At 65.9% G+C, this 18,881-nt stretch carries 18 protein-coding genes; 3 read left to right on the forward strand and 15 right to left on the reverse strand.

Annotation, left to right across the window (positions count from 1 at the left end; all coding sequences use genetic code 11):
• Positions 1-68: 68 nt before the first annotated feature.
• From XI04_RS37890 to XI04_RS37915, 6 genes are all read right to left on the reverse strand, one after another.
• Positions 69-1,439, reverse strand: a complete 1,371-nt coding sequence (locus XI04_RS37890; protein ID WP_271609380.1) for a TIGR03808 family TAT-translocated repetitive protein — start codon at positions 1,437-1,439, stop codon at positions 69-71.
• A 201-nt stretch (positions 1,440-1,640) separates the two neighbouring features.
• Positions 1,641-2,297 carry a pyroglutamyl-peptidase I gene (locus tag XI04_RS37895; protein WP_038971537.1) on the reverse strand — a complete coding sequence of 219 codons (657 nt, stop codon included), beginning with the start codon at positions 2,295-2,297 and terminating at the stop codon, positions 1,641-1,643.
• Positions 2,294-3,283 (reverse strand): methylmalonyl Co-A mutase-associated GTPase MeaB, encoded by a 990-nt coding sequence (gene meaB / locus XI04_RS37900; RefSeq protein WP_038947816.1) that lies wholly within the window; start codon positions 3,281-3,283, stop codon positions 2,294-2,296. Before meaB ends, XI04_RS37895 begins: the two co-directional genes overlap by 4 nt.
• 51 nt (positions 3,284-3,334) lie before the next feature.
• Positions 3,335-4,846 (reverse strand): tripartite tricarboxylate transporter permease, encoded by a 1,512-nt coding sequence (locus tag XI04_RS37905; protein ID WP_038947817.1) that lies wholly within the window; start codon positions 4,844-4,846, stop codon positions 3,335-3,337.
• Between the two features lie 6 nt (positions 4,847-4,852).
• Positions 4,853-5,344, reverse strand: coding sequence for a tripartite tricarboxylate transporter TctB family protein (locus XI04_RS37910; protein ID WP_038947818.1), 492 nt, complete (start codon positions 5,342-5,344; stop codon positions 4,853-4,855).
• Positions 5,345-5,568: 224 nt separating this feature from the next.
• Positions 5,569-6,561 (reverse strand): tripartite tricarboxylate transporter substrate binding protein, encoded by a 993-nt coding sequence (locus tag XI04_RS37915; RefSeq protein WP_028143173.1) that lies wholly within the window; start codon positions 6,559-6,561, stop codon positions 5,569-5,571.
• A 104-nt stretch (positions 6,562-6,665) separates the two neighbouring features.
• Between XI04_RS37915 and XI04_RS37920 the strand changes: the two genes are divergently transcribed.
• Positions 6,666-7,244, forward strand: a complete 579-nt coding sequence (locus tag XI04_RS37920; protein ID WP_244439130.1) for an SRPBCC family protein — start codon at positions 6,666-6,668, stop codon at positions 7,242-7,244.
• A gap of 7 nt (positions 7,245-7,251) precedes the next feature.
• Here XI04_RS37920 and XI04_RS37925 read toward each other — a convergent pair whose 3' ends face one another.
• The 9 genes from XI04_RS37925 to XI04_RS37965 all read right to left on the reverse strand — a co-directional run bounded on the left by XI04_RS37925 (position 7,252) and on the right by XI04_RS37965 (position 15,447).
• Positions 7,252-8,040, reverse strand: coding sequence for an RsiV family protein (locus XI04_RS37925; protein ID WP_028143171.1), 789 nt, complete (start codon positions 8,038-8,040; stop codon positions 7,252-7,254).
• Positions 8,041-8,078: 38 nt separating this feature from the next.
• Positions 8,079-10,235, reverse strand: a complete 2,157-nt coding sequence (gene scpA / locus XI04_RS37930) for a methylmalonyl-CoA mutase (RefSeq protein WP_038947823.1) — start codon at positions 10,233-10,235, stop codon at positions 8,079-8,081.
• Positions 10,236-10,251: 16 nt separating this feature from the next.
• Positions 10,252-10,716, reverse strand: coding sequence for a GFA family protein (locus XI04_RS37935; RefSeq protein WP_095425343.1), 465 nt, complete (start codon positions 10,714-10,716; stop codon positions 10,252-10,254).
• Entirely contained in the window at positions 10,713-12,584 is a 1,872-nt protein-coding gene (locus tag XI04_RS37940; protein ID WP_271609381.1) for a methylmalonyl-CoA mutase family protein, read from the reverse strand. The genes XI04_RS37935 and XI04_RS37940 overlap by 4 nt, the downstream gene beginning before the upstream one ends.
• Positions 12,585-12,665: 81 nt before the next feature.
• The gene (gene folK, locus XI04_RS37945; RefSeq protein WP_028142938.1) at positions 12,666-13,157 is read right to left on the reverse strand and encodes a 2-amino-4-hydroxy-6-hydroxymethyldihydropteridine diphosphokinase; all 492 of its coding nucleotides are present in this window, start codon (positions 13,155-13,157) and stop codon (positions 12,666-12,668) included.
• A complete protein-coding gene (folB, locus tag XI04_RS37950) occupies positions 13,157-13,525 on the reverse strand; it encodes a dihydroneopterin aldolase (RefSeq protein ID WP_027533885.1) in 369 nt (122 codons plus the stop codon). The genes folK and folB overlap by 1 nt, the downstream gene beginning before the upstream one ends.
• Positions 13,522-14,382: a dihydropteroate synthase gene (gene folP / locus XI04_RS37955; RefSeq protein ID WP_028142939.1), complete on the reverse strand. Its 861-nt coding sequence runs from the start codon at positions 14,380-14,382 to the stop codon at positions 13,522-13,524. The genes folB and folP overlap by 4 nt, the downstream gene beginning before the upstream one ends.
• A gap of 265 nt (positions 14,383-14,647) precedes the next feature.
• Positions 14,648-15,055 carry a DUF4332 domain-containing protein gene (locus tag XI04_RS37960; RefSeq protein ID WP_028142940.1) on the reverse strand — a complete coding sequence of 136 codons (408 nt, stop codon included), beginning with the start codon at positions 15,053-15,055 and terminating at the stop codon, positions 14,648-14,650.
• A gap of 26 nt (positions 15,056-15,081) precedes the next feature.
• The gene (locus XI04_RS37965; protein ID WP_018315753.1) at positions 15,082-15,447 is read right to left on the reverse strand and encodes a hypothetical protein; all 366 of its coding nucleotides are present in this window, start codon (positions 15,445-15,447) and stop codon (positions 15,082-15,084) included.
• 351 nt (positions 15,448-15,798) lie between these two features.
• On the opposite strand from XI04_RS37965, the gene XI04_RS37970 reads away from it, so the two are divergent.
• Positions 15,799-17,421: a helicase HerA-like domain-containing protein gene (locus tag XI04_RS37970; protein WP_028142941.1), complete on the forward strand. Its 1,623-nt coding sequence runs from the start codon at positions 15,799-15,801 to the stop codon at positions 17,419-17,421.
• A gap of 170 nt (positions 17,422-17,591) precedes the next feature.
• The gene (locus XI04_RS37975; protein ID WP_246554801.1) at positions 17,592-18,875 is read left to right on the forward strand and encodes a glycosyltransferase family 87 protein; all 1,284 of its coding nucleotides are present in this window, start codon (positions 17,592-17,594) and stop codon (positions 18,873-18,875) included.
• The last annotated feature ends 6 nt before the right edge of the window (positions 18,876-18,881 follow it).

Below are 18,881 nucleotides of genomic sequence, written 5' to 3' on the forward strand. Positions count from 1 at the left end.
GAGACACGTGGCGCAACGCGCCGCGTGGGGAGCCTCGAAGGATGAACGGCCCAGCTGCAGGCCGATGCCTACCTTCGCACTGCATTGCCGCCGAGCACCACCTGCGCAAATCGTTGCGCGCCGTCGGCTGACAGATCCGAGGTTACGGCCCGCGCGTGATCGAGGCCGACCACGGCGCCGCGCGGGGTCTCGGAGATCATGTTGTTGTTGACCAGCGCCATGCCGGCGCCCGGCACGACGGAGACGCCGACGCCGGCGAGGGCCTTGCGGATCACGTTGCCCGTGATCGCGACGTCGCGCAGATATTTGCCCCAGCCGGCGACGATGCCGTAGGACGGCGCGTTCTCGATCAAATTCCCGGTCACCGAGGTATCCGCCTCGATGTAGATGCCGACGCCGGCGTCGTCGTCGGGCGCGGTGCCGATCGGGCGCTTCGGGATCAGGTTGCGGATGATGTTGCCCTGGACCACCGCGATGCGGCCGCCTTCGTTGAAATTGCAGACGGAGACGCCGACAGCCGCGCCGTCGACCGTGTTGTTGGCGATCACCGCGGCCTCGAACGCAAACTCCGAATAGAGCGCGACCTCGCGCACGTCGCTGACGCTGTTGCCTGATATGTGGATGTTGGAGGCGGAGTTGCCGCGCACGGCGGAGTAATCGCATTTCCTGATGCGGTTGCCGCGCACGATCACGTTGCCGGCGCGGAAGGCATTGATGGCGTTTCCGTACTGGCCGGAGCCGCCGGGGCCGGCCTTGATGTTCTCGATGCGGTTGTCGGCAACCAGCGTGCCGTCGTCGCCGATCGCCGTGCGCAGGATCTCGATGCCGTTGTCGTTGGTGCCGATGATCGTATTGCGGGAGACGCTGAGGCCCCTGGCGTCGAACGAGACCACCGCGGTCACCGCGATGTCAGTGAAGATGTTACCGGAGATGTCGCCGGACACCTGCTCGAGCCAGATGCCGCTGCCGCCTGAATTCGTGATCTCGCAATCAGTGATGCGCGTATCGCGCCCGCCGAGGACATGGATCAGCCCGCGCCGCGCCGGCAGCGGGATGTTGCCGCCGTCGAAAGTGATGCCGGTGAGGCCAAGGGAGTCCGAACCGTCGCTCTGGATCGCCGAAGCCCCGCCGGTGAAGACGAGTTTCGTTGCCCCGCGCACACCGATCAATTGCGCGCCGTTGGGCAGCCGCAACAGCCCGCTGCGATAGACGCCGGGCGGCAGCGCGAGCGGCAGCTGTGCGCGTGCAGCCTCATCGATCGCGCGTTGCAGCGCGCGGGTCTGATCCTCGCTGCTGCCGGGCCGCACGCCGTATTGCGTGGCATCGCGGCCCAGCAGGGATGTCAGCGGCGCCGCGCGCGCGGCGTCGGCCGGCATGGCGAGGGCGCCCGCGATGCCTGCGGTCGAAGCTCCGATGAGATGGCGGCGATTGAGGTCCATGACGCGTCCTCCGGCGGACGCGGGAGGGCATCCGCGCCGACTAGGTAGCGCAGCGCGACCGGGGTCGTGAGGATTGTTCGCGGTAGGGTTAAATGTTTACGCAGAGACGGTGCCGCAGCGTGGGCAAAGCGCAAGCGTGCCCACGACTTGACGGCAATTGGAACGAGATGGTGGGCACCGCGCTACGCGCCTTTGCCCACCCTACGAAACCTGTGCGTTCCGCCCCTTCCGTGCCAACGCCACCATCTCCATCAGCATCGCTTCCCCCGCATCCACCAGCTCGTCCAGCGTGATCCGCGGCGCGCCCTTGCGCCGCATCGCACCGCCGCGCGCGAGCAGGGGAATGTGGATGAACGCCGCAAGCTGCGGCCCGCCCGCCTTCACGTTCTCGATCGCGCGCCAGCTCAGATAGTTGCAGAGATAGGCGCCGGCATCGCGCGAGGCGCGCGCATCGATGCCGGTGAGGCGCGCGGCGCGCAGCAGCCTTGCCGTGTGCGGACCGAAATTCATCGCGTCGGCATCGCCGGCGATGCCGCGCTTGCTCGATCGGGTGTTGGCGGCATCGGGCCAGAGCATGGTGACGGCGTTGCGGGCGCGGGTCTCGATCCGCAGGTAAGGCGTGCGCGCGGCGAGGCCGAACATCAACAGCGCATCCGGCTTCACCTTCGCGAGCACCTCCGGCAATTGCCGGTCGACTGCGGCATAGGTGACCGGGAAGATGTGGCTGGAGAGCGCGACATCATCGAGGGCCGGACGGCGCAGTTGCGCGAGCCGCGCGACCAGCGGCCGGGTCGGGTTAAAGGGCGCGCCGGGAAACGGGCCGAAGCCGGTGAGGAGAATGCGGAGCTTTTCGCTCATTGCAGCAACTCCAGGATCTGCTCGGCGGCGAGGGCCGGCGTGAGATGGCCGTCGGCGACCTCGGTTTCGATCTTCCGGACCTTGCTGCGAACCGAGGCCTCGCTGCGCAGCCGCGCCAGCATCCGTTGCTCCAGCATCGACCACATCCATTTCACCTGCTGCTGACGCCGCCGCACGGCGAAATCGCCGGACGCGTTCATCGCCTTGCGATGATCCAGAACCTTCTGCCAGAGCTCGGTGATGCCGGTGCCGGCCAGCGCCGAATAGGTGACGACGGGTGGGTGCCAATGTTCGGACCGCGGCGCCAAAATATGCAGCGCGCCGCGATAATCGGCGGCGGTGATCTTGGCGCGCTTGAGATTGTCGCCATCGGCCTTGTTGATCGCGATCATGTCGGCGAGCTCGACCAGGCCCTTCTTGATGCCTTGCAGTTCGTCGCCGCCGCCCGGCAGCATCAGTGCGAGGAAGAAATCCGTCATGTCGCAGACCGCGGTCTCGGACTGGCCGATCCCGACGGTCTCGACCAGCACGACGTCGAAGCCCGCCGCCTCGCAGAGCAGCATCGCCTCGCGCGTTTTTGCCGCGACGCCGCCGAGCGTGCCCGAGGACGGCGAGGGGCGGATGAAGGCATCGTCGGAGGCCGAGAGCCGCGCCATCCGCGTCTTGTCGCCGAGGATCGAGCCGCCGCTGCGTGCCGAGGACGGATCGACCGCGAGCACCGCGACCTTGTGGCCCTGCTCGATCAGATAGGTCCCGAGCACATCGATGGTGGTGGACTTGCCGACGCCAGGCGATCCCGTGATTCCGACGCGGAACGCCTTGCCGGTGTCGGGCAGCAGCATCTGCACCAGCTCGCGCGCCAGCGCCTGGTGGTCGCCGCGCCGGCTCTCCACCAGCGTGATGGCCCGCGCCAGCGCCGCGCGGCTGCCGTCGCGCAGGTCGCGGGCGAGGGATTTGATGTCCAGCGAGGCCTTCTTCTCAGTCATGCCCTGCTTTACAACGCCGAGGCGGGGCAGGCGAGGGCCGCTCGCCCGGAATCACCTGCTTGTCGCCACCGCCGTCTGCGCCGATTTCATCTTGCGCCAGACCCACACCATCACCGGCCACAGCAGGGCGCCGATCGCCATCGCGGCAAGGATGGCCGCGACAGGACGCTCGAAGAACGGCAGGATACTGCCGTCGGACTTGATCAGCGACGTGACGAAGGCCTGCTCGACCATGGTGCCCATGACGATGCCGAGCACCATGGCGGCGACCGGGTAGCCGTTCGCCTCCATCACGTAGCCGATCACGCCGAAGGCGGCGACGGTGACGACGCCGAACATGTTGTTGCCGATCGCGAACGAGCCGACCGCGCAGCACAGCATGATGACCGGCATGATCGCCGAGCGCGGCGCCAGCAGGATGTAGGCCGCGATCCGGATCATGGCGATACCGAGCGGGATCATCATGATGTTGGCGATGATGAACATCAGGTAGATCGCGTACATGCTCGACGCCTTCTCGGTGAACAGCGTCGGGCCCGGATTGAGGCCCTTCATGTAGAGCACGCCGATCGCGATCGCGGCGATGGTGTCGCCGGGGATGCCGAACAGCAGCGAGGGCACCCAGCCCGAAGCGATGCTGGCATTGTTGCTGGCGCCGGCCTCGACCAGCCCCTCGACATGGCCGGTGCCGAATTTTTCCGGCTCCTTGGAGAAGCGCTTCGACATCGCGTAGGAGACCCAGGCGGCCATGTCGGCGCCGGCGCCGGGCAGCACGCCGATGATGATGCCGACGATGTTCCCGCGCGTCATCTGCCAGTGATACAGCTTGGTCAGCCTCCACTGGCCGGCCATGATGCTTCCGAATTTTCGCCGCGGCAGCGGCGGCGGCTCCGGCGTCAGCATCGCGCGCATCACCTGCGCCACCGCGAACACGCCGACCAGCGCCGGGATCGGCTCGATGCCGCCGAACAGATCGGTTAGGCCAAAGGTGAAGCGCGGCACGCCGCCGGGATTCTCGATGCCGATGCAGGACACCAGCAGGCCGAGGAACATGCCGGCGATCGCCTTCACCGGGGAGGAGCGCGCCACCAAGGTGGCGCACATCAGGCCGAGCAGAGCCAGCCAGAAATATTCGAAGGTCGAGAACGACAACGCGATCTCGGCGAGCGGCGGCGCCAGGATCATCAGCGACAGCACGCCGGCGATGCCGCCGACCGCGGAGAACCAGACGCCGGCTCCGAGTGCGAGCTCGGCCTGGCCCTTGCGCGTCATGGCATAGGCCTCGTCGGCATAGGCGGCCGAGGCGGGCGTACCGGGAATGCGCAGCAGTGCGCCGGGAATGTCGCCGGAGAAGATCGCCATCGAGGACGCCGCGACGATGGTTGCGATCGCCGCGATCGGCGAGAGGTAGAAGGTGACGGGGACGAGCAGGGCGGTCGCCATCGTCGCCGACAGGCCGGGCAGCGAGCCGATCACGAGCCCGTACACGGAGGCTGCGAACATTGCGATGATGACCTCCCAGGTGGAGATCAGCGCGAATGCTTCAATCAGGGTCTTGAGCATGGGGGATTACCAGGGCGTCGGCAGCAGGCCGGCAGGCAGCGGCACGCGCAGCAGCTTGCCGAAGATGAGGTGGATGGCGAACGGCGACAGCGCGGCAAGCGGCAGCGCCAGCTTCCACTTCGCACCGAGCGCGGTGGACGTCACATAGACCATGATCGCCGCAGTGATGATGAAGCCGAGCCGGTCGGCGGCGACGACGTAGAACAGCAGCAGCGCCGGCGGCAGCAAGGCGCGCAGGCCGTAGAGCGTGCCCTGCGGCGGTGGAGCGGCGGCCTGGCCGTCCTCCAGCGGGATCAGCTCTTCCTCCTCCTCGAAGGAATGGCCGATCCCGAACACGATCGCGAGCCCGCACAGCGCAAGGCCGCTGCCGATCACGAGCGGAAACACGTTGGGGCCGACCGGCTGGCCCGGCACCGGCGGCAAGATCCAGCCGCCATAGGCAGCCGCAGCACCAAGCACGACGAGAAACGATCCCGTAACGGAGTCGGGAAGACGCATGGGAGAAGTCCTACGTACGATGTTCTCCCTCGCCCCGCTTGCGGGGAGAGGGTTGGGGTGAGGGGGGCTCTCCGCGGGGGAGGTGAGAATTGGATTTGCGGAGACTCCCCCTCACCCGGATCGCATCTGCGATGCGATCCGACCTCTCCCCGCAAGCGGGGAGAGGTTGAAGAAGTGCCGTGACCATCAATCAAAGTCATCTCACGCGTGAGCTATGTGAAACGTCACGCTTTGCTCAAGCCCGCCGCTTTCATCGCTTCGCCCATCTGGGCGTCGCCCTTGTCCATGAAGCCTGCGAACTGGCCGGCATCGCCCCACACGGTGCCGAAGCCGCGATTGCTCATGAAGTCCTTGAACTCAGCGGACTCGTAGACCTTCTTCAGCGCCGCAGTGAGCCTGGTTGCGATCTCCGGCGGCAGGTTCTTCGGGGCGCCGATGCCGCGCCAGGCGCCGGTCGCATAGTCGATGCCCATCGCTTCCTTCAGCGTCGGCACGTCCTTGAAGATCGGGTTGCGCGCGGGGGCCATGATGGCGAGGCTCCTGGCCTTGCCGGCCTCGATGATGGCGCGCGCCTCCGGCACCGAGCAGGTGGTGAGGTCGAGGCCGCCGGCGGCGAGATCCTGCATTGCAGGCGCCGCGCCGTTCGAGGGCACCCAGGCGACCTGGTTGGCGGGCAGGCCCATCGCCTGCATCCAGCCGACCAGCGCCAGATGCCAGATGCCGCCCTGGCCGGTGCCGGAGGCCTTGAACTTGCCGGGAGGCGCCGCCTTGATCGCCTCGGCGAGTTCCTTGACCGTCTTGTAGGGCGACGAGGAGGAGACCTGGATGCCCGGGGGGTCCTCGTTCATCAGCGCCAGCGGCGTGTAACTCTTCGGCGTCAGCTCGGTGAGGCCCTGCCAGTGCATCATCGAGATTTCGACGGTGAGCATGCCGATGGTGTAGCCGTCGGGCTGTGCGGTCGCGATCGCGCTATGGCCGACCACGCCGGAACCGCCGGTGCGGTTGACCACGTTGAAGGGCTGGCCGAGGTCCTTTTCCAGCAGCGCTGCGACGATGCGCGCGGTCGCATCGGTTCCGCCGCCCGCGCCCCATGGCACGATCACGGTGACCGGCCGGGCCGGATAGGCTTGCGCAAGCGCTGGCTTGAAGCCGAAAGCGGCGGATGCCGCAACTGCGGCGGTCGAAGCCGCAAAGGTGCGGCGCGAAATCTTGGACATTGAATCCTCCCAGCGGCGCCCGTGACGTCGGGTGCTCTTCTCAATGCGCCATTCTAGTCGGCTTTGCAGCGCCCCCGCAAGGTAGCGCTACCAACGAGATCGCCATGTTGTGTGAAAACAGCATGCCCATCGGATGGGCAGTCGGAAATCGGGTGGGTTTTGCCCGCGCAATTCGCCAACCTCTGCGCGTAACGAAATCCAAAGGCAAGCCACCGATGACCCAAGCTTATTACAGCGCCGTGCTGGACCGCCCGCTGGACGAAGTCTGGTCGCTGATCCGCGACTTCAACAACTATCCCGCTTACATCGACGGCGTGAGCGAGAGCGAGATCGAAGACGACAAGCGCGGCGATGAAGTCGGCGCCGTCAGACGCTTCTGCTATCTCGGAAACTGGATCCGCCAGCGCCTGGTCGATCACTCGGACCGGCAGCATACCCTGACCTATGCCGGTCTCGAAGCGCTGCCGTATCCGCAAGATGACGGAAGCCAGACGCCGGCGCCGACGCGCTATCAAGGCACCATGCATCTGCGCCCGATCGTCGAGGGCGATCGTACCCTCATCGAATGGTCGGTCTCCCTTGATACCGAGCCGGCGGATGCCGATCGCTGGCAGGCGCTATTCGCCTCCTGGATTCCCGATTGGACGGACTCACTTGCGCGGACGCTGGCGCGGGCCAGTTAGCGACCGCTCACGGCTCCTCGGCGTCACCCTTCGGCCGCGCGCCGCCGAAGATGCGCGCGCCTTCCGCGGTCCAATAAGGCTTCAGCGTTTCCCACGGCACGAAGGCGACATACTCGCCCTCGACGTAGGGGCCGACGGCGTAGGGCGGATAGTGGAAGGTCAGCCCGGAGCTCTTGCCCGCCTCGGTCGAGGGCGCGAGCGTCACCGCACCGACCTTGAGCAGGCTCGGCGCGACGCCCTTGAACCATTCGTCAGTCGCGGTCTCGCCGGCATCGCGCTTTTTCTTCTCGGTGCGGAGCGAGGCGATGATGGCCTTCACCATCGCCTTCATCGTCGCCCCGTTATCGGCGGTCTCGGTGAAGAGCGGGCGGATCGAGATGCGCTTGTTGTCGGCCTTGTCCCACAGGATCGTATCCACGTTCGAATTGGGATGGGCGCCATGGGTGTTCATGTAGTCGTTGCGGAGGATGCTGACGTAGCGGTCGGCGACGACCGAGCGGATCTCATATTTGCGCTCGAAATCCCAGCCGCCGTCCTTGAAGAACTGCGGATCGGCTTTGCGCGAGGCGGCCGCTTCGGCGGCGTTCTTGTCGAGCCATTTCTTGCCCTCGGCCAGGCAATCCGCCGCCAGCGCCGCATCCGCCTTGATCTTGTCGTCGAGGAACACGCGGGCCTCGATGCTCTTGGTCTTGATGACGGCGTCTGGCTTGGGGTCGGCGGCGTGGGCGGGACCGAACAATGCGCTGCAAACTGCGGCAGCAGCGAGCGCGCGCATGAACGTGGGCGCGAAAAACATCACGCAAATTCCTTCTTGTCGGGAAGTAGACGGCGAAGCTATTCCGCCGCCTCGCTATGCCCGAGCCGCGCATTCAGCTTGCGGATCAGCTCCTCGGCGGCGTCCGCAATCACGGTGCCCGGCGGGAAGATCGCTTCGGCGCCGGCGGCATAGAGCGCGTCGTAGTCCTGCGGCGGCACCACGCCGCCGACGATGATCATGATGTCGTCGCGGCCCTGCTTCTTCAGCGCGGCCTTCAGCTCCGGCACGGCGGTGAGATGGGCCGCGGCGAGCGAGGAAACGCCAAGGATGTGCACGTCGTTCTCGACGGCCTGTCGCGCGGCCTCGTCGGCGGTCGCAAACAGCGGCCCGATGTCGACGTCGAAGCCGATGTCTGCGAATGCCGACGCGATCACCTTCTGGCCGCGGTCGTGGCCGTCCTGGCCGATCTTGGCGACGAGGATGCGCGGACGGCGACCCTCGGCTTCCTCGAAGGCATCGATCAGCGCCTGAACCTTCTCGACCTGATTGCCCATGCTGGACGCCTCCCGCTTGTAGACGCCGGTGATGGATTTGATCTCGGCGCGGTGCCGGCCGAACACCTTCTCCATCGCGTCCGAAATCTCGCCGACGGTTGCTTTCGCTCGCGCCGCGTCGATCGCGAGCGCCAGCAGATTGCCGTTGCCTTCGCCGGCCGAGCGCGTGATCGCAGCGAGGGCGGCATCGACGTCGTTCTGGTTGCGCTCGGACTTCAGCCGCGTCAGCTTGTCGATCTGCAGCCGACGAACATTGGTGTTGTCGACCTTCAGAATTTCGATTTTGTCCTCGTCGGTGGGCTTGTACTTGTTGACGCCGATCACCGCCTGCTTGCCGGCGTCGATCCGGGCCTGCGTCTTGGCCGAGGCTTCCTCGATGCGCAGCTTCGGCAGGCCGGCCTCGATCGCCTTCGCCATGCCGCCGAGCTCCTCGACCTCCTGGATGTGGCCCCACGCTTTCGCCGCGAGGTCGCGCGTGAGACGCTCGACATAATAGGAGCCGCCCCAGGGGTCGATGATGCGGGTGGTGCCGCTCTCCTGCTGCAGGAACAGCTGGGTGTTGCGGGCGATGCGCGCCGAGAAATCGGTCGGCAGCGCCAGCGCTTCGTCGAGCGCGTTGGTGTGCAGCGACTGGGTGTGGCCTTGTGTCGCCGCCATCGCCTCCACCGTCGTGCGCATCACGTTGTTGAAGACGTCCTGCGCTGTCAGCGACCAGCCCGAGGTCTGGGAATGCGTGCGCAGCGACAGTGAGCGCGGGTCCTTCGGGTTGAACGGCTTCAGAAGCTTTGCCCAGAGCAGGCGCGCGGCGCGCAGCTTGGCGACTTCCATGAAGAAGTTCATGCCGATCGCCCAGAAGAACGACAGCCGCGGCGCGAAGCGGTCGACATCCAGGCCCGCGGCAAGGCCGGCGCGCAGATATTCGACGCCGTCGGCGAGCGTATAGGCGAGCTCGAGGTCCTGCGTCGCGCCGGCCTCCTGCATGTGATAGCCGGAGATCGAGATCGAATTGTATTTCGGCATCTTCTGCGAGGTGTAGGCGAAGATGTCCGAGATGATCCGCATCGAGGGCGCGGGCGGGTAGATGTAGGTGTTGCGCACCATGAACTCTTTCAGAATGTCGTTCTGAATGGTGCCTGAGAGCTTTTCCGGCGGCACGCCCTGTTCCTCGGCGGCCGCGACGTAGAGCGCGAGGATCGGCAGCACCGCGCCGTTCATGGTCATGGACACGCTCATCCGGTCGAGCGGAATCCCCGCGAACAGCGTGCGCATGTCGTAGATGGAATCGATGGCGACGCCGGCCATGCCGACATCGCCGCCGACGCGCGGATGGTCGCTGTCGTAGCCGCGATGGGTGGCGAGGTCGAAAGCGACCGAGAGGCCCTTCTGTCCGGCCGCCAGGTTGCGGCGATAGAACGCGTTGGAATCCTCCGCCGTGGAGAAGCCGGCATATTGCCGGACCGTCCAGGGCTGGTTGACATACATGGTCGGGTAGGGGCCGCGCAGGAACGGCGCGATGCCCGGATAGGTCTCGAGGAAATCGAGCCCGGCGAGATCGGCCTCGCCATAAGCGGGCTTCACTAAGATGCCCTCGGGCGTCAGCCACGGCTCGGCGCTGCCTGACGGCGCGGCGGTCGTGGCGCGCTCGAAGGCGACATCAGCGAAATTGGGAATGCGGCTCATGGTTTCAACCATATCCTCAATCATGATCCGGATGCTGATGGCTGACGATGGTTGCCATCTTCTCCGGTCCGTAATTCTGTTGCGTGGTCTGGCTCGGCAAATTGGCGATGCCGACCACCCAGCCGAGACGGGATTCTGTGCCGAACTGTCGCGTCGGAATGATCTGGTCAGGACGGTCGAACGCGCCGGTCATGATCTCGATCCGGTCGCCGCCGATGCGGCCGAAGCTCAGCGGCGTGCCGCAGGCCGCGCAAAAGCCGCGCTCGGCGATGGTGGAGGAGCGGAAGAACGACGGCTGCCCCTTGGTCCAGGCAAAGTCCGTCTTGTTGATGTCGGCAAAGGAAGCGAACGGCGCGCCGGCCGCCTTCTGGCACATGCGGCAGTGGCAGATCGAAATCCTGGTTGGCGCCGTCGTGACGCCAAAGCGCACGGCCCCGCATTGGCAGCCGCCGCTGAGAACTGGTTTGCCTGGTTCGGTCATGTCTGCTCCATCCGTCGATAGGCGTCTTGCAGCGTGGCAAGCGCATCGCCTCCGGCGAAGACAAAACCCGTGACGCCGGCGGCCCGCAACGCCGCCTCGGTCTCGCTCGGGCGGCCTGCCAGATAGATATGTCGCCCGCCGGCCGTTTGCAGGGCCTTCGCTGCAGCTTCGGCGTGTTCCGCATAGACCTTGTCACTGGAACAAAGACAGGCAAGCTCGGCGCCCGAAGTCTTGAAGGCGGCGGCGAGCTTGGCCGGATCGGCAAAGCCCTCGCTGTCGACAGCCTGGATGCCGCCGGCCTCGAAGAAGCTCTTGGCGAAAGTCGCGCGCGCCGTGAAATCGGCGGCCGTGCCGAGATTGGCCAGGAACACTTTTGGCCGCGCACCACGCGATTTGAGTGCTGCATCCGACTTGTCGCGCAGCGCCTCGAACGGTTCCGCCAGCCGGATCGGCGGCAGCGCATCGAACTTGTATTTCTGTTCCCCGTAAGGCGCGAGCGCAACCGGCGTTGCCTTCAGCACCGTGGCTTCGCTCTCGTGCAGGTTCGGAAACTCGCTGGCGCCGGTCAGCACGTCGCGGCGCTTTGCGATGTTGGCGTCACGCGCTTTTCGCGCGGCCGCGACCTTGCTCTGGAATACGCCTTGCTGAAGCGCGGCGAAGGCGCCGCCGGCTGTCTCGCTCTCCTGGAACAGCGCCCAGGCCGCCTCGCAAAGCTGCGCGCTCAGCGTCTCGATGCCGCCTGCGCCGGCGGCGGGATCAGAGACCTTGGCGAGGTTGCTCTCTTCCAGCAGCAGGGCTTGCGTGTTGCGCGCCACGCGGCGTGCGAACGGGTCGGGCAGGCCGAGCGCCAGCGTGTGCGGCAGCACGGTGATCGCGTTGGCACCGGCAAGCCCTGCCGCGAATGTCGCGATGGTCGCCCGCAGCATGTTCACATAGGGATCGCGCTGCGTCAGCATGCGCCAGGCCGTATCGGCGGCGATGAACAATGGCTTGGGCGTCAGCCCGCACGCTGTTTCGATACGCGCCCACAACAGCCGCAGCGCGCGGAATTTGGCCATGGTCAAAAACTGGTCGGCATCCGCGGCAAGCCGCGCATAGACCATGCCTTGCGCGGCTTCCAGCGGAATGCCGGCGCCTTCGATCGCGCGGAGATAAGCGACGCCGCAGGCGAGCACGAAGGCGAGCTCCTGCACCTCGGAGCCGCCGGCATCGTGGATCACGCGTCCGTCGGCGGACGCGAACGGTCCCTTGAAGCCGAGCCCGGCGAGGCCCTTGATCGCGCCGGTGACGGCGGGAGCGATCTCCTCCCAGGTATAGGGGCTGTGGCCCCACACCGCGCCGGCCGCGAGCGGATCGAGGCCGAAGCGAATGTTGCAGGCGGCGGGATCGAGGCCATTGCTCTTCACATATTCCGCGACGCGGATCGCGGCCATCCGCGATTGCGGACCGATCTCGAGATCGAGGCCGATGCCGGCATCGAGATGGATGTCCTTCAACACCTTTGCTACGGCCTCGGCCGACGGTTCCAGACCGAAACCGCGAGCACCATTGGCGCCGGCGAACACCAGCGCGAGCCCCGTCGCGCCGTTCTCCAGGTCCTGCAAAGCCTGCGCATTCGCGAGCGCCGCATCGGGATGGTCGATCCGCTGCACGATTTGCCAGGGCGCCGCCGCCGGCCGTCCCATCACGGGCGCAACGCCCTTGGCGCGCGGATAGAGCGGTTCGATCTTGATTCCGTCGTAGGTCTTGCCGACCAGCTTCTCGAACGGCGCGCCCTTCAGCACGCCGTCGACCAGCTTGCGCCAGTCCTCGACGCTCGCCTTGGGAAAATCGGCCGCCAGCGGCAGGTCGTCGGTCACGGAGGTCATGCGGCCAAGGGCTCCCAAACGTATCGTTATTCGCAGGCGAAATTGCCACGGCGGGCCGCCCCTGCAAACGGTTGTTTTTGGTTAACCGGTATCCGGAAGCCGCTCAATGCCTTGCGTCGAGACGCTGGCGAGCCCGTCACGCACTGGAATGCCCGAGATCACGCGGTCCGGCGCGATTTCGGCCAGCGGTACCAGCACGAAAGCGCGCTCGAACAGGCGCGGATGCGGCAGGGTCAGATCCGGCTTCTGCAAGCTGACATCGTCATAGGCGATCATGTCGAGATCGACCGTGCGCGGGCCCCAGCGCCGCTCCTTGTCCCGCGTGCGGCCGAATTTCTGCTCGACCTTCTGCAAAACGAACAGCAGAGCGTGCGGATCGAGGCCGGTCTCGATCTCGATGCAGGCATTGATGAAGGGAGCCTGCTCCTCGTCGCCCCACGGCGGCGTCGCATAATCCGAGGATCGCGCGATTAGCGCAGCTTGCGCCATGCCGCAGATATGGGCGATCGCCTTGGCGAATGTCGCGCGGACATCGCCGACATTGCCGCCGAGTGCGATCAGCACGCTTGCCATCAGGGGTGCCGCGAGCGCGTCAGCATGATGCCGACGTCGTCGAAGATCGCGGCGATCGGCGCATGCGGCTTGTGCACGGTGATCTTCACGGCGCGGATGCGCGGGAAGTGCGACAGGATGGCGTCGGCCACCGCGCCGGCCGCGCGCTCCAGGAGCTTGTAATTGGTATTCTTGAACGCCGCCGTCGTCGTCGCCACGACGTCGGCGTAGGACACCGTGTCGGCGAGCCGGTCGCTGCGCGAGGGCTCCGACAGGTCGGTATAGAGTTCGAGATCGATGACGAAGCGCTGGCCGACTTCGGTCTCGTGATCCATCACGCCGTGGCGGGCGTGGATCGACAGGCCGGTGACGAAGATCGTATCGGTCATTGCTTGCCCTCGATTGCGTTCGCTACCCGCAGCGCCTGCAGGGTCTCGGCGACGTCATGAGTCCGGATGATCTTCGCGCCGCGTTGCGCGGCGATCAGATGCGCGGCGATCGAGCCGGCGAGCCGCTCCTTCGGCTCCGACGGCGACACCGAGGCGATGAAGCGTTTGCGCGAGGCACCGACGAGGATCGGCAGGCCGAACATCTCGAATTCGCGCAAGCGTGCCAGCGCGGTCATGCTCTGCTCGGCGGTCTTGCCGAAGCCGATGCCGGGATCGAGCACGATTTTTTCGCGCGCGATGCCGGCCTTTGCGGCGATGTCCAGCGAGCGCAGGAAGAACGTCTTCATGTCCGTGATGATGTCGATGGCGGGATCGGCGTCGTCGCGGTTGTGCATGACGATGACGGGAACGCCTCTTGCGGCCACCAGCGGCGCCATCGCGGCGTCGCGTTGCAGACCCCAGACGTCATTGGCGATCGCCGCGCCCTGGTCGAGCGCATAGGCCACCACCTCCGCCTTCATGCTGTCGATCGACACGGGCACGCCGAGGGCCACGACGCCCGCCAGCACCGGCTTGAGCCGGGCCAGCTCGCTTTCCGCCGTGACGGCCTTCGCACCCTTGTAGGGCCGGGTGGACTCGGCGCCGATATCGATGATGTCGACGCCATCCGCGATCATCGCCCGCGCCCGCGCGAGCGCCTGCTCGGGCCCGATGAACTCGCCGCCGTCGGAGAAGGAATCCGGGGTGATGTTGAGCACGCCCATCACCGCCGGGATCGGTCGTTCCAGCAGTTTCCGCAGCGCATCTGGCCCGGCCGAGCCGGCCGGCGGGACGGATGGGGAGGGCGAGGCATTCATGTGGGTGGCTTTGCGCGGTCGGCGAGGGGGAGTCAAGGCGGGATGGCGGTGTCGGCGGGCGGCATCGATATTGTGGCACTCTCGCGCATCACCCCAGCTGTCGTCCCGGCGAACGCCGGGACCCATACCCCCAGGGTAAAGTTTGGCGAAGACTCGTAGTCCGGTACTGCCACCGTCTGTGACCGATAGATTCCGCGGTATGGGTCCCGGCGTTCGCCGGGACGACACCGAAAAGGTGGCGCGGGAATCCGTTCTCGAAAGACCCCTAATACGTGATCTTCGGCGGCAGCTTCTTCGCCTTGGCGATGATGTCGCCGACCGACTTCTCCGAAGGCAGGATGCGCAGCAGCTTCTTCTTCTCGTTGGCGTCGCGCATGCTCTGGGCGAGCCTTGCCGGATTCCGATAGGCGAGCTCGCGCACGGTGGTGACGCCGGCGGCGCGGACCAGGCCGACCTTGGCCCGGCCCATGCCGGGGATACGCATGTAGTCGGAGACGTTGGCCCATTCCAGCAGCAGCTGCTCGCTGATGCCGGTCTTGGCGGAAAGCGCTTTGCGGCCCTTCACCGTGCCGGCCGCCTCGAGCAGCCCGTCGGTGGTGCGGATACCTTGCGCCTTCAACTTGTTGGCGGCAAAGACCGACAGGCCCTCAATCTCGGAGATCGGATATGTCATGATACTCGATATGAATTGCCAAAGCTTCAGGCGAACTGGCTGAGGCCTGGCGTCCCCGCAACGATCTTGCCCATCTGATCTGCTCCGATTTTGTCTCGGCCGAAGCGGAAAAGTTCACGGGCGACGTTTTGAATTTCGGACATGCCGAGCCCCAGGCCCATCAGGCGCGTGCCGACCGCCATCAAGCCGCCGCCCATCAGCCGCGACAGTCCGCCGCCGCTCCTGGATGCCTCGATCGCGGCTTCCGCTCCAGGGATCTGGTCGATCAGGGCCTGCACGCTATCGGAAGGACCCTCGTTGCGGAGGAAGCCCAGGATAATGCCGACGCTCTTTTCAGCGACAGCACTATCTATGCTGGCGTTTGTCGCCAGCCGCCCGATCAGCTCGTCCATAAGGCCCGCCCCTCAGCCGGTTTGCTTGCCGGAGTATTTCTTTCGAAAATGATCTTGAGCCGGTGTGATGTGAAATTCAAGCGATGAACGCACGCGCCGTGGCGATTCACCTTCGAACGCGCGAAAGGTGTTGCAGCGGTGCAAGAGCGGAGATGGAATCGGCGAAAAATTGCCGCGTTGCGAACAGCTCGTTCCTACTTTCGGCTGATACCGTCCGTCTGTTTCCGACAATGTCGCATGCTTGGAGCGCGTTGAACCGTTTTAATCGGTGCGCGACATGCGTTAAACTACGGAACTGGAGCATTCGAGTTTCGGTACGCGAAACCCGGCAAGAAGAGATCAGAGAGAATAATGACCGCACAGGACAGCAAGCTCGGCGATACCGACGACAAGATCTTCGTCGGCAAGGGAGAGGAGCAGGCCTGGCTGACGCTGGCGCTCGCCAATCGCCACGGCCTCGTCACAGGTGCAACCGGAACCGGTAAGACTGTGACGCTGCAGGTGATGGCGGAAGGATTTGCGCGCGCCGGTGTTCCGGTCTTCGCCGCCGACATCAAGGGCGACCTCTCCGGCATCTCCGAGGTCGGCGAAGCCAAAGACTTCATCGTCAAGCGCGCCTCCGGAATGGGGCTGAATTTCCAGCCCGATCAGTTCTCGACGGTGTTCTGGGACGTGTTCGGCGAGCAGGGCCATCCGGTGCGCGCGACCGTCACGGAAATGGGGCCGCTTCTGCTCGCACGCATGCTCGACCTCAACGACGTGCAGGAAGGCGTGCTCAACGTTGCCTTCCGCGTCGCCGACGACGCCGGGCTGACCCTGATCGACATGAAGGATCTGCGCGCGCTGCTCGATGCCATCGTGCCCGATAGCGGGAAGAAGGGGGCGGACGCGGAGGAGGATCCGCTCGCAGCCATCCGCAAGGCCGCGCAGGGGTTCGGCAACGTCACCAAGGCCACCGTCGGCACCATCCAGCGCCAGCTGCTGGTGCTGGAGAACCAGGGCGGCACCAAATTCTTCGGCGAGCCGGCGCTGACGCTGAAGGACTTCATGAAGACCGACCGCGACGGCCGCGGCATGGTCAACATTCTGGTGGCCGACAAGCTGCTCCAGAACCCCAGGCTTTACGCGACATTCCTGCTGTGGATGTTGTCGGAGCTTTTCGAGGAGCTGCCCGAGGCCGGCGATCTGCCCAAGCCGAAGCTCGTGTTCTTCTTCGACGAGGCGCATCTGCTGTTCAACGATGCGCCCAAGGCGCTGATGGACAAGATCGAGCAGGTGGTCCGCCTGATCCGCTCCAAGGGCGTCGGCGTCTACTTCGTGACGCAAAACCCGGTCGACGTCCCCGACCGCGTGCTCGGACAGCTCGGCAACCGGGTGCAGCACGCACTGCGCGCCTTCACCCCGCGGGACCAGAAGGCGGTCGCCGCTGCGGCCCAGACCTTCCGGCCCAACCCGAAGCTCGACACTGCCAAGGTGATCATGGAGCTCGGCAAGGGCGAGGCGCTGGTGTCCTTCCTCGAGGGCAACGGCACGCCGGCGATGGTGGAGCGGGTGATGATCCGGCCGCCGTCGGCTCGCATCGGGCCGATCACGCCGGACGAGCGCAAGGCGATCATGGCTGCGAGCCCGGTGAAGGGCAAATACGACACCGCCGTCGACGAAGAATCCGCCTACGAGATGATCCAGAAGCGCATTGCCGGCACGGCGGCCACCGCGGACGGCCCGGCTGGCGGAAATGGCGGCGGCCTTCTCGGCCAGATCGGCTCGATCGTCGGCACCATCTTCGGCACCAACGTCAAGCGCGGCCGCCTGTCGACCGGCCAGGTCATTGCGCGGGACGTGACGCGATCGGTCACCAACCAGGTGATCGGCGGGATGGCCGCCAATATCGGCAAGTCGGTCGGTGGCCAGCTCGGCGGCTCGATCGGCCGTACGCTGGTTCGCGGCGCGCTCGGCGGATTGCTGCGGCGGTAGGCAGGCCGCTTTGGGCAATTCCGCTTGCCGTTGCCCGAGGCCACCACCGGTACAATTTCAGGTGAGGGGCTCTCCAAGCCTGCGCCGGTCTGCTACGTCCTGTTCGCCGCCGCACAGGACCACTCCGTGACCCGCCCGCCCCGTTAGCCAAGCCTGACGCGCCCCGACACCTGTCGCTGCGCGCGCCGCTGGATCTGCTGTTTCTGTTCTGCTGCGTCCTGCTCGCCGCCGACGTGCTCGTTCCCGAGATCTTCGGCAGCGGCAAGACCAAGGATTACCCGCTGTGGCTGTGGGCCGGGCAGCAGGTCCTGCAGGGTGAGCCACTCTATCCCGCCACGGCCGTCGAGTACTTCGAGTTCATCTATCCGCCGTTGCCGGCGATCCTGCTGGCGATCCCGAGCTGGTTCGGCAAGATCCCGCTCTATGTCGTCCTGTCGATCCTGAACGCCGTAGCGTGGTGGTACACCGGGACGTTCTCCCAGGTCATGGCCGGCTCGGGGCGCAGCCCCGGCCGCTGGCTGGAGGCGCTGCCCGCCGTCGTCACCGTGCCCTTCGTGTTCGACATGTTCGACCTCGGCCAGCCGAACCTCGTCCTGCTGGCCATGATGCTCTACGGTTTCTGGAGCTTGCGGCACCAACGTCCCTGGCTTGCGGGCTTCATGTTCGCGCTCGCCGCTGCCATCAAGGTGTTTCCGATCGCGGTCCTGCCGTATCTGGTCTGGCGGCGGAAATGGGCGGCGGCCGCCGCCACGGTCGCCTTCACCGGCATCCTTCTCTATGTGGTGCCGGCGCCGATCCGCGGCTTCGAGCGCAACGCGGCCGAGCTTGCGACCTGGTATCAGGGCATGGTCGGAACGAGCTCGGAAAAGGGCTTTGGCCAGCGTGACGAGCAGAACTGGTCGTGGGTCAACCAGTCCCTCATCGCCGTCACGCACCGCCTGGTCCGTCCGATCAACTTCAATCTGGAGGATCCCGGCAAGCCGCCGCGCACGATGAACATCATCGACGTCGACTACAGGACGGCGAACTGGATCGTGCTGGTGCTGTCGGCCTTGCTCGGGCTCGGCTTCGTCGCGATCATGCCGCAGCAAGCACGGCGAACGGCGCGCTCGGATGCGGAGGAGCTCGCCATCCTGTTCTGCCTGATCACGGTGGCCTCGCCTTTGGCACGGCAATACTACTTCATGTGGCTGTTCTTCCCGATGACGGTGCTGATGCATCGCGCCGCCTTCGACGAGCGGGCGAATGTGCGTCTCGGAACCTGGCTCGCGCTCGGCGCGGCCGGCATTCTCATGCTGCTGGCGCTGCCGTGGTTTCCAACTGTCCTCCAGGCCTGGGGCAACAATCTCCTCGCGACCGCCGTACTTGCAGGTAGTCTTGCATGGCACATCCGGCATCCGCCCGTTGCGGCTGGCTCCGAGCCTGCGACGGCGCTAAAACCCGGTACCTCTTGAGACTCG

Source organism: Bradyrhizobium sp. CCBAU 11430 (assembly GCF_028128855.1).
Taxonomy (GTDB): Bacteria; Pseudomonadota; Alphaproteobacteria; order Rhizobiales; family Xanthobacteraceae; genus Bradyrhizobium; species Bradyrhizobium ottawaense.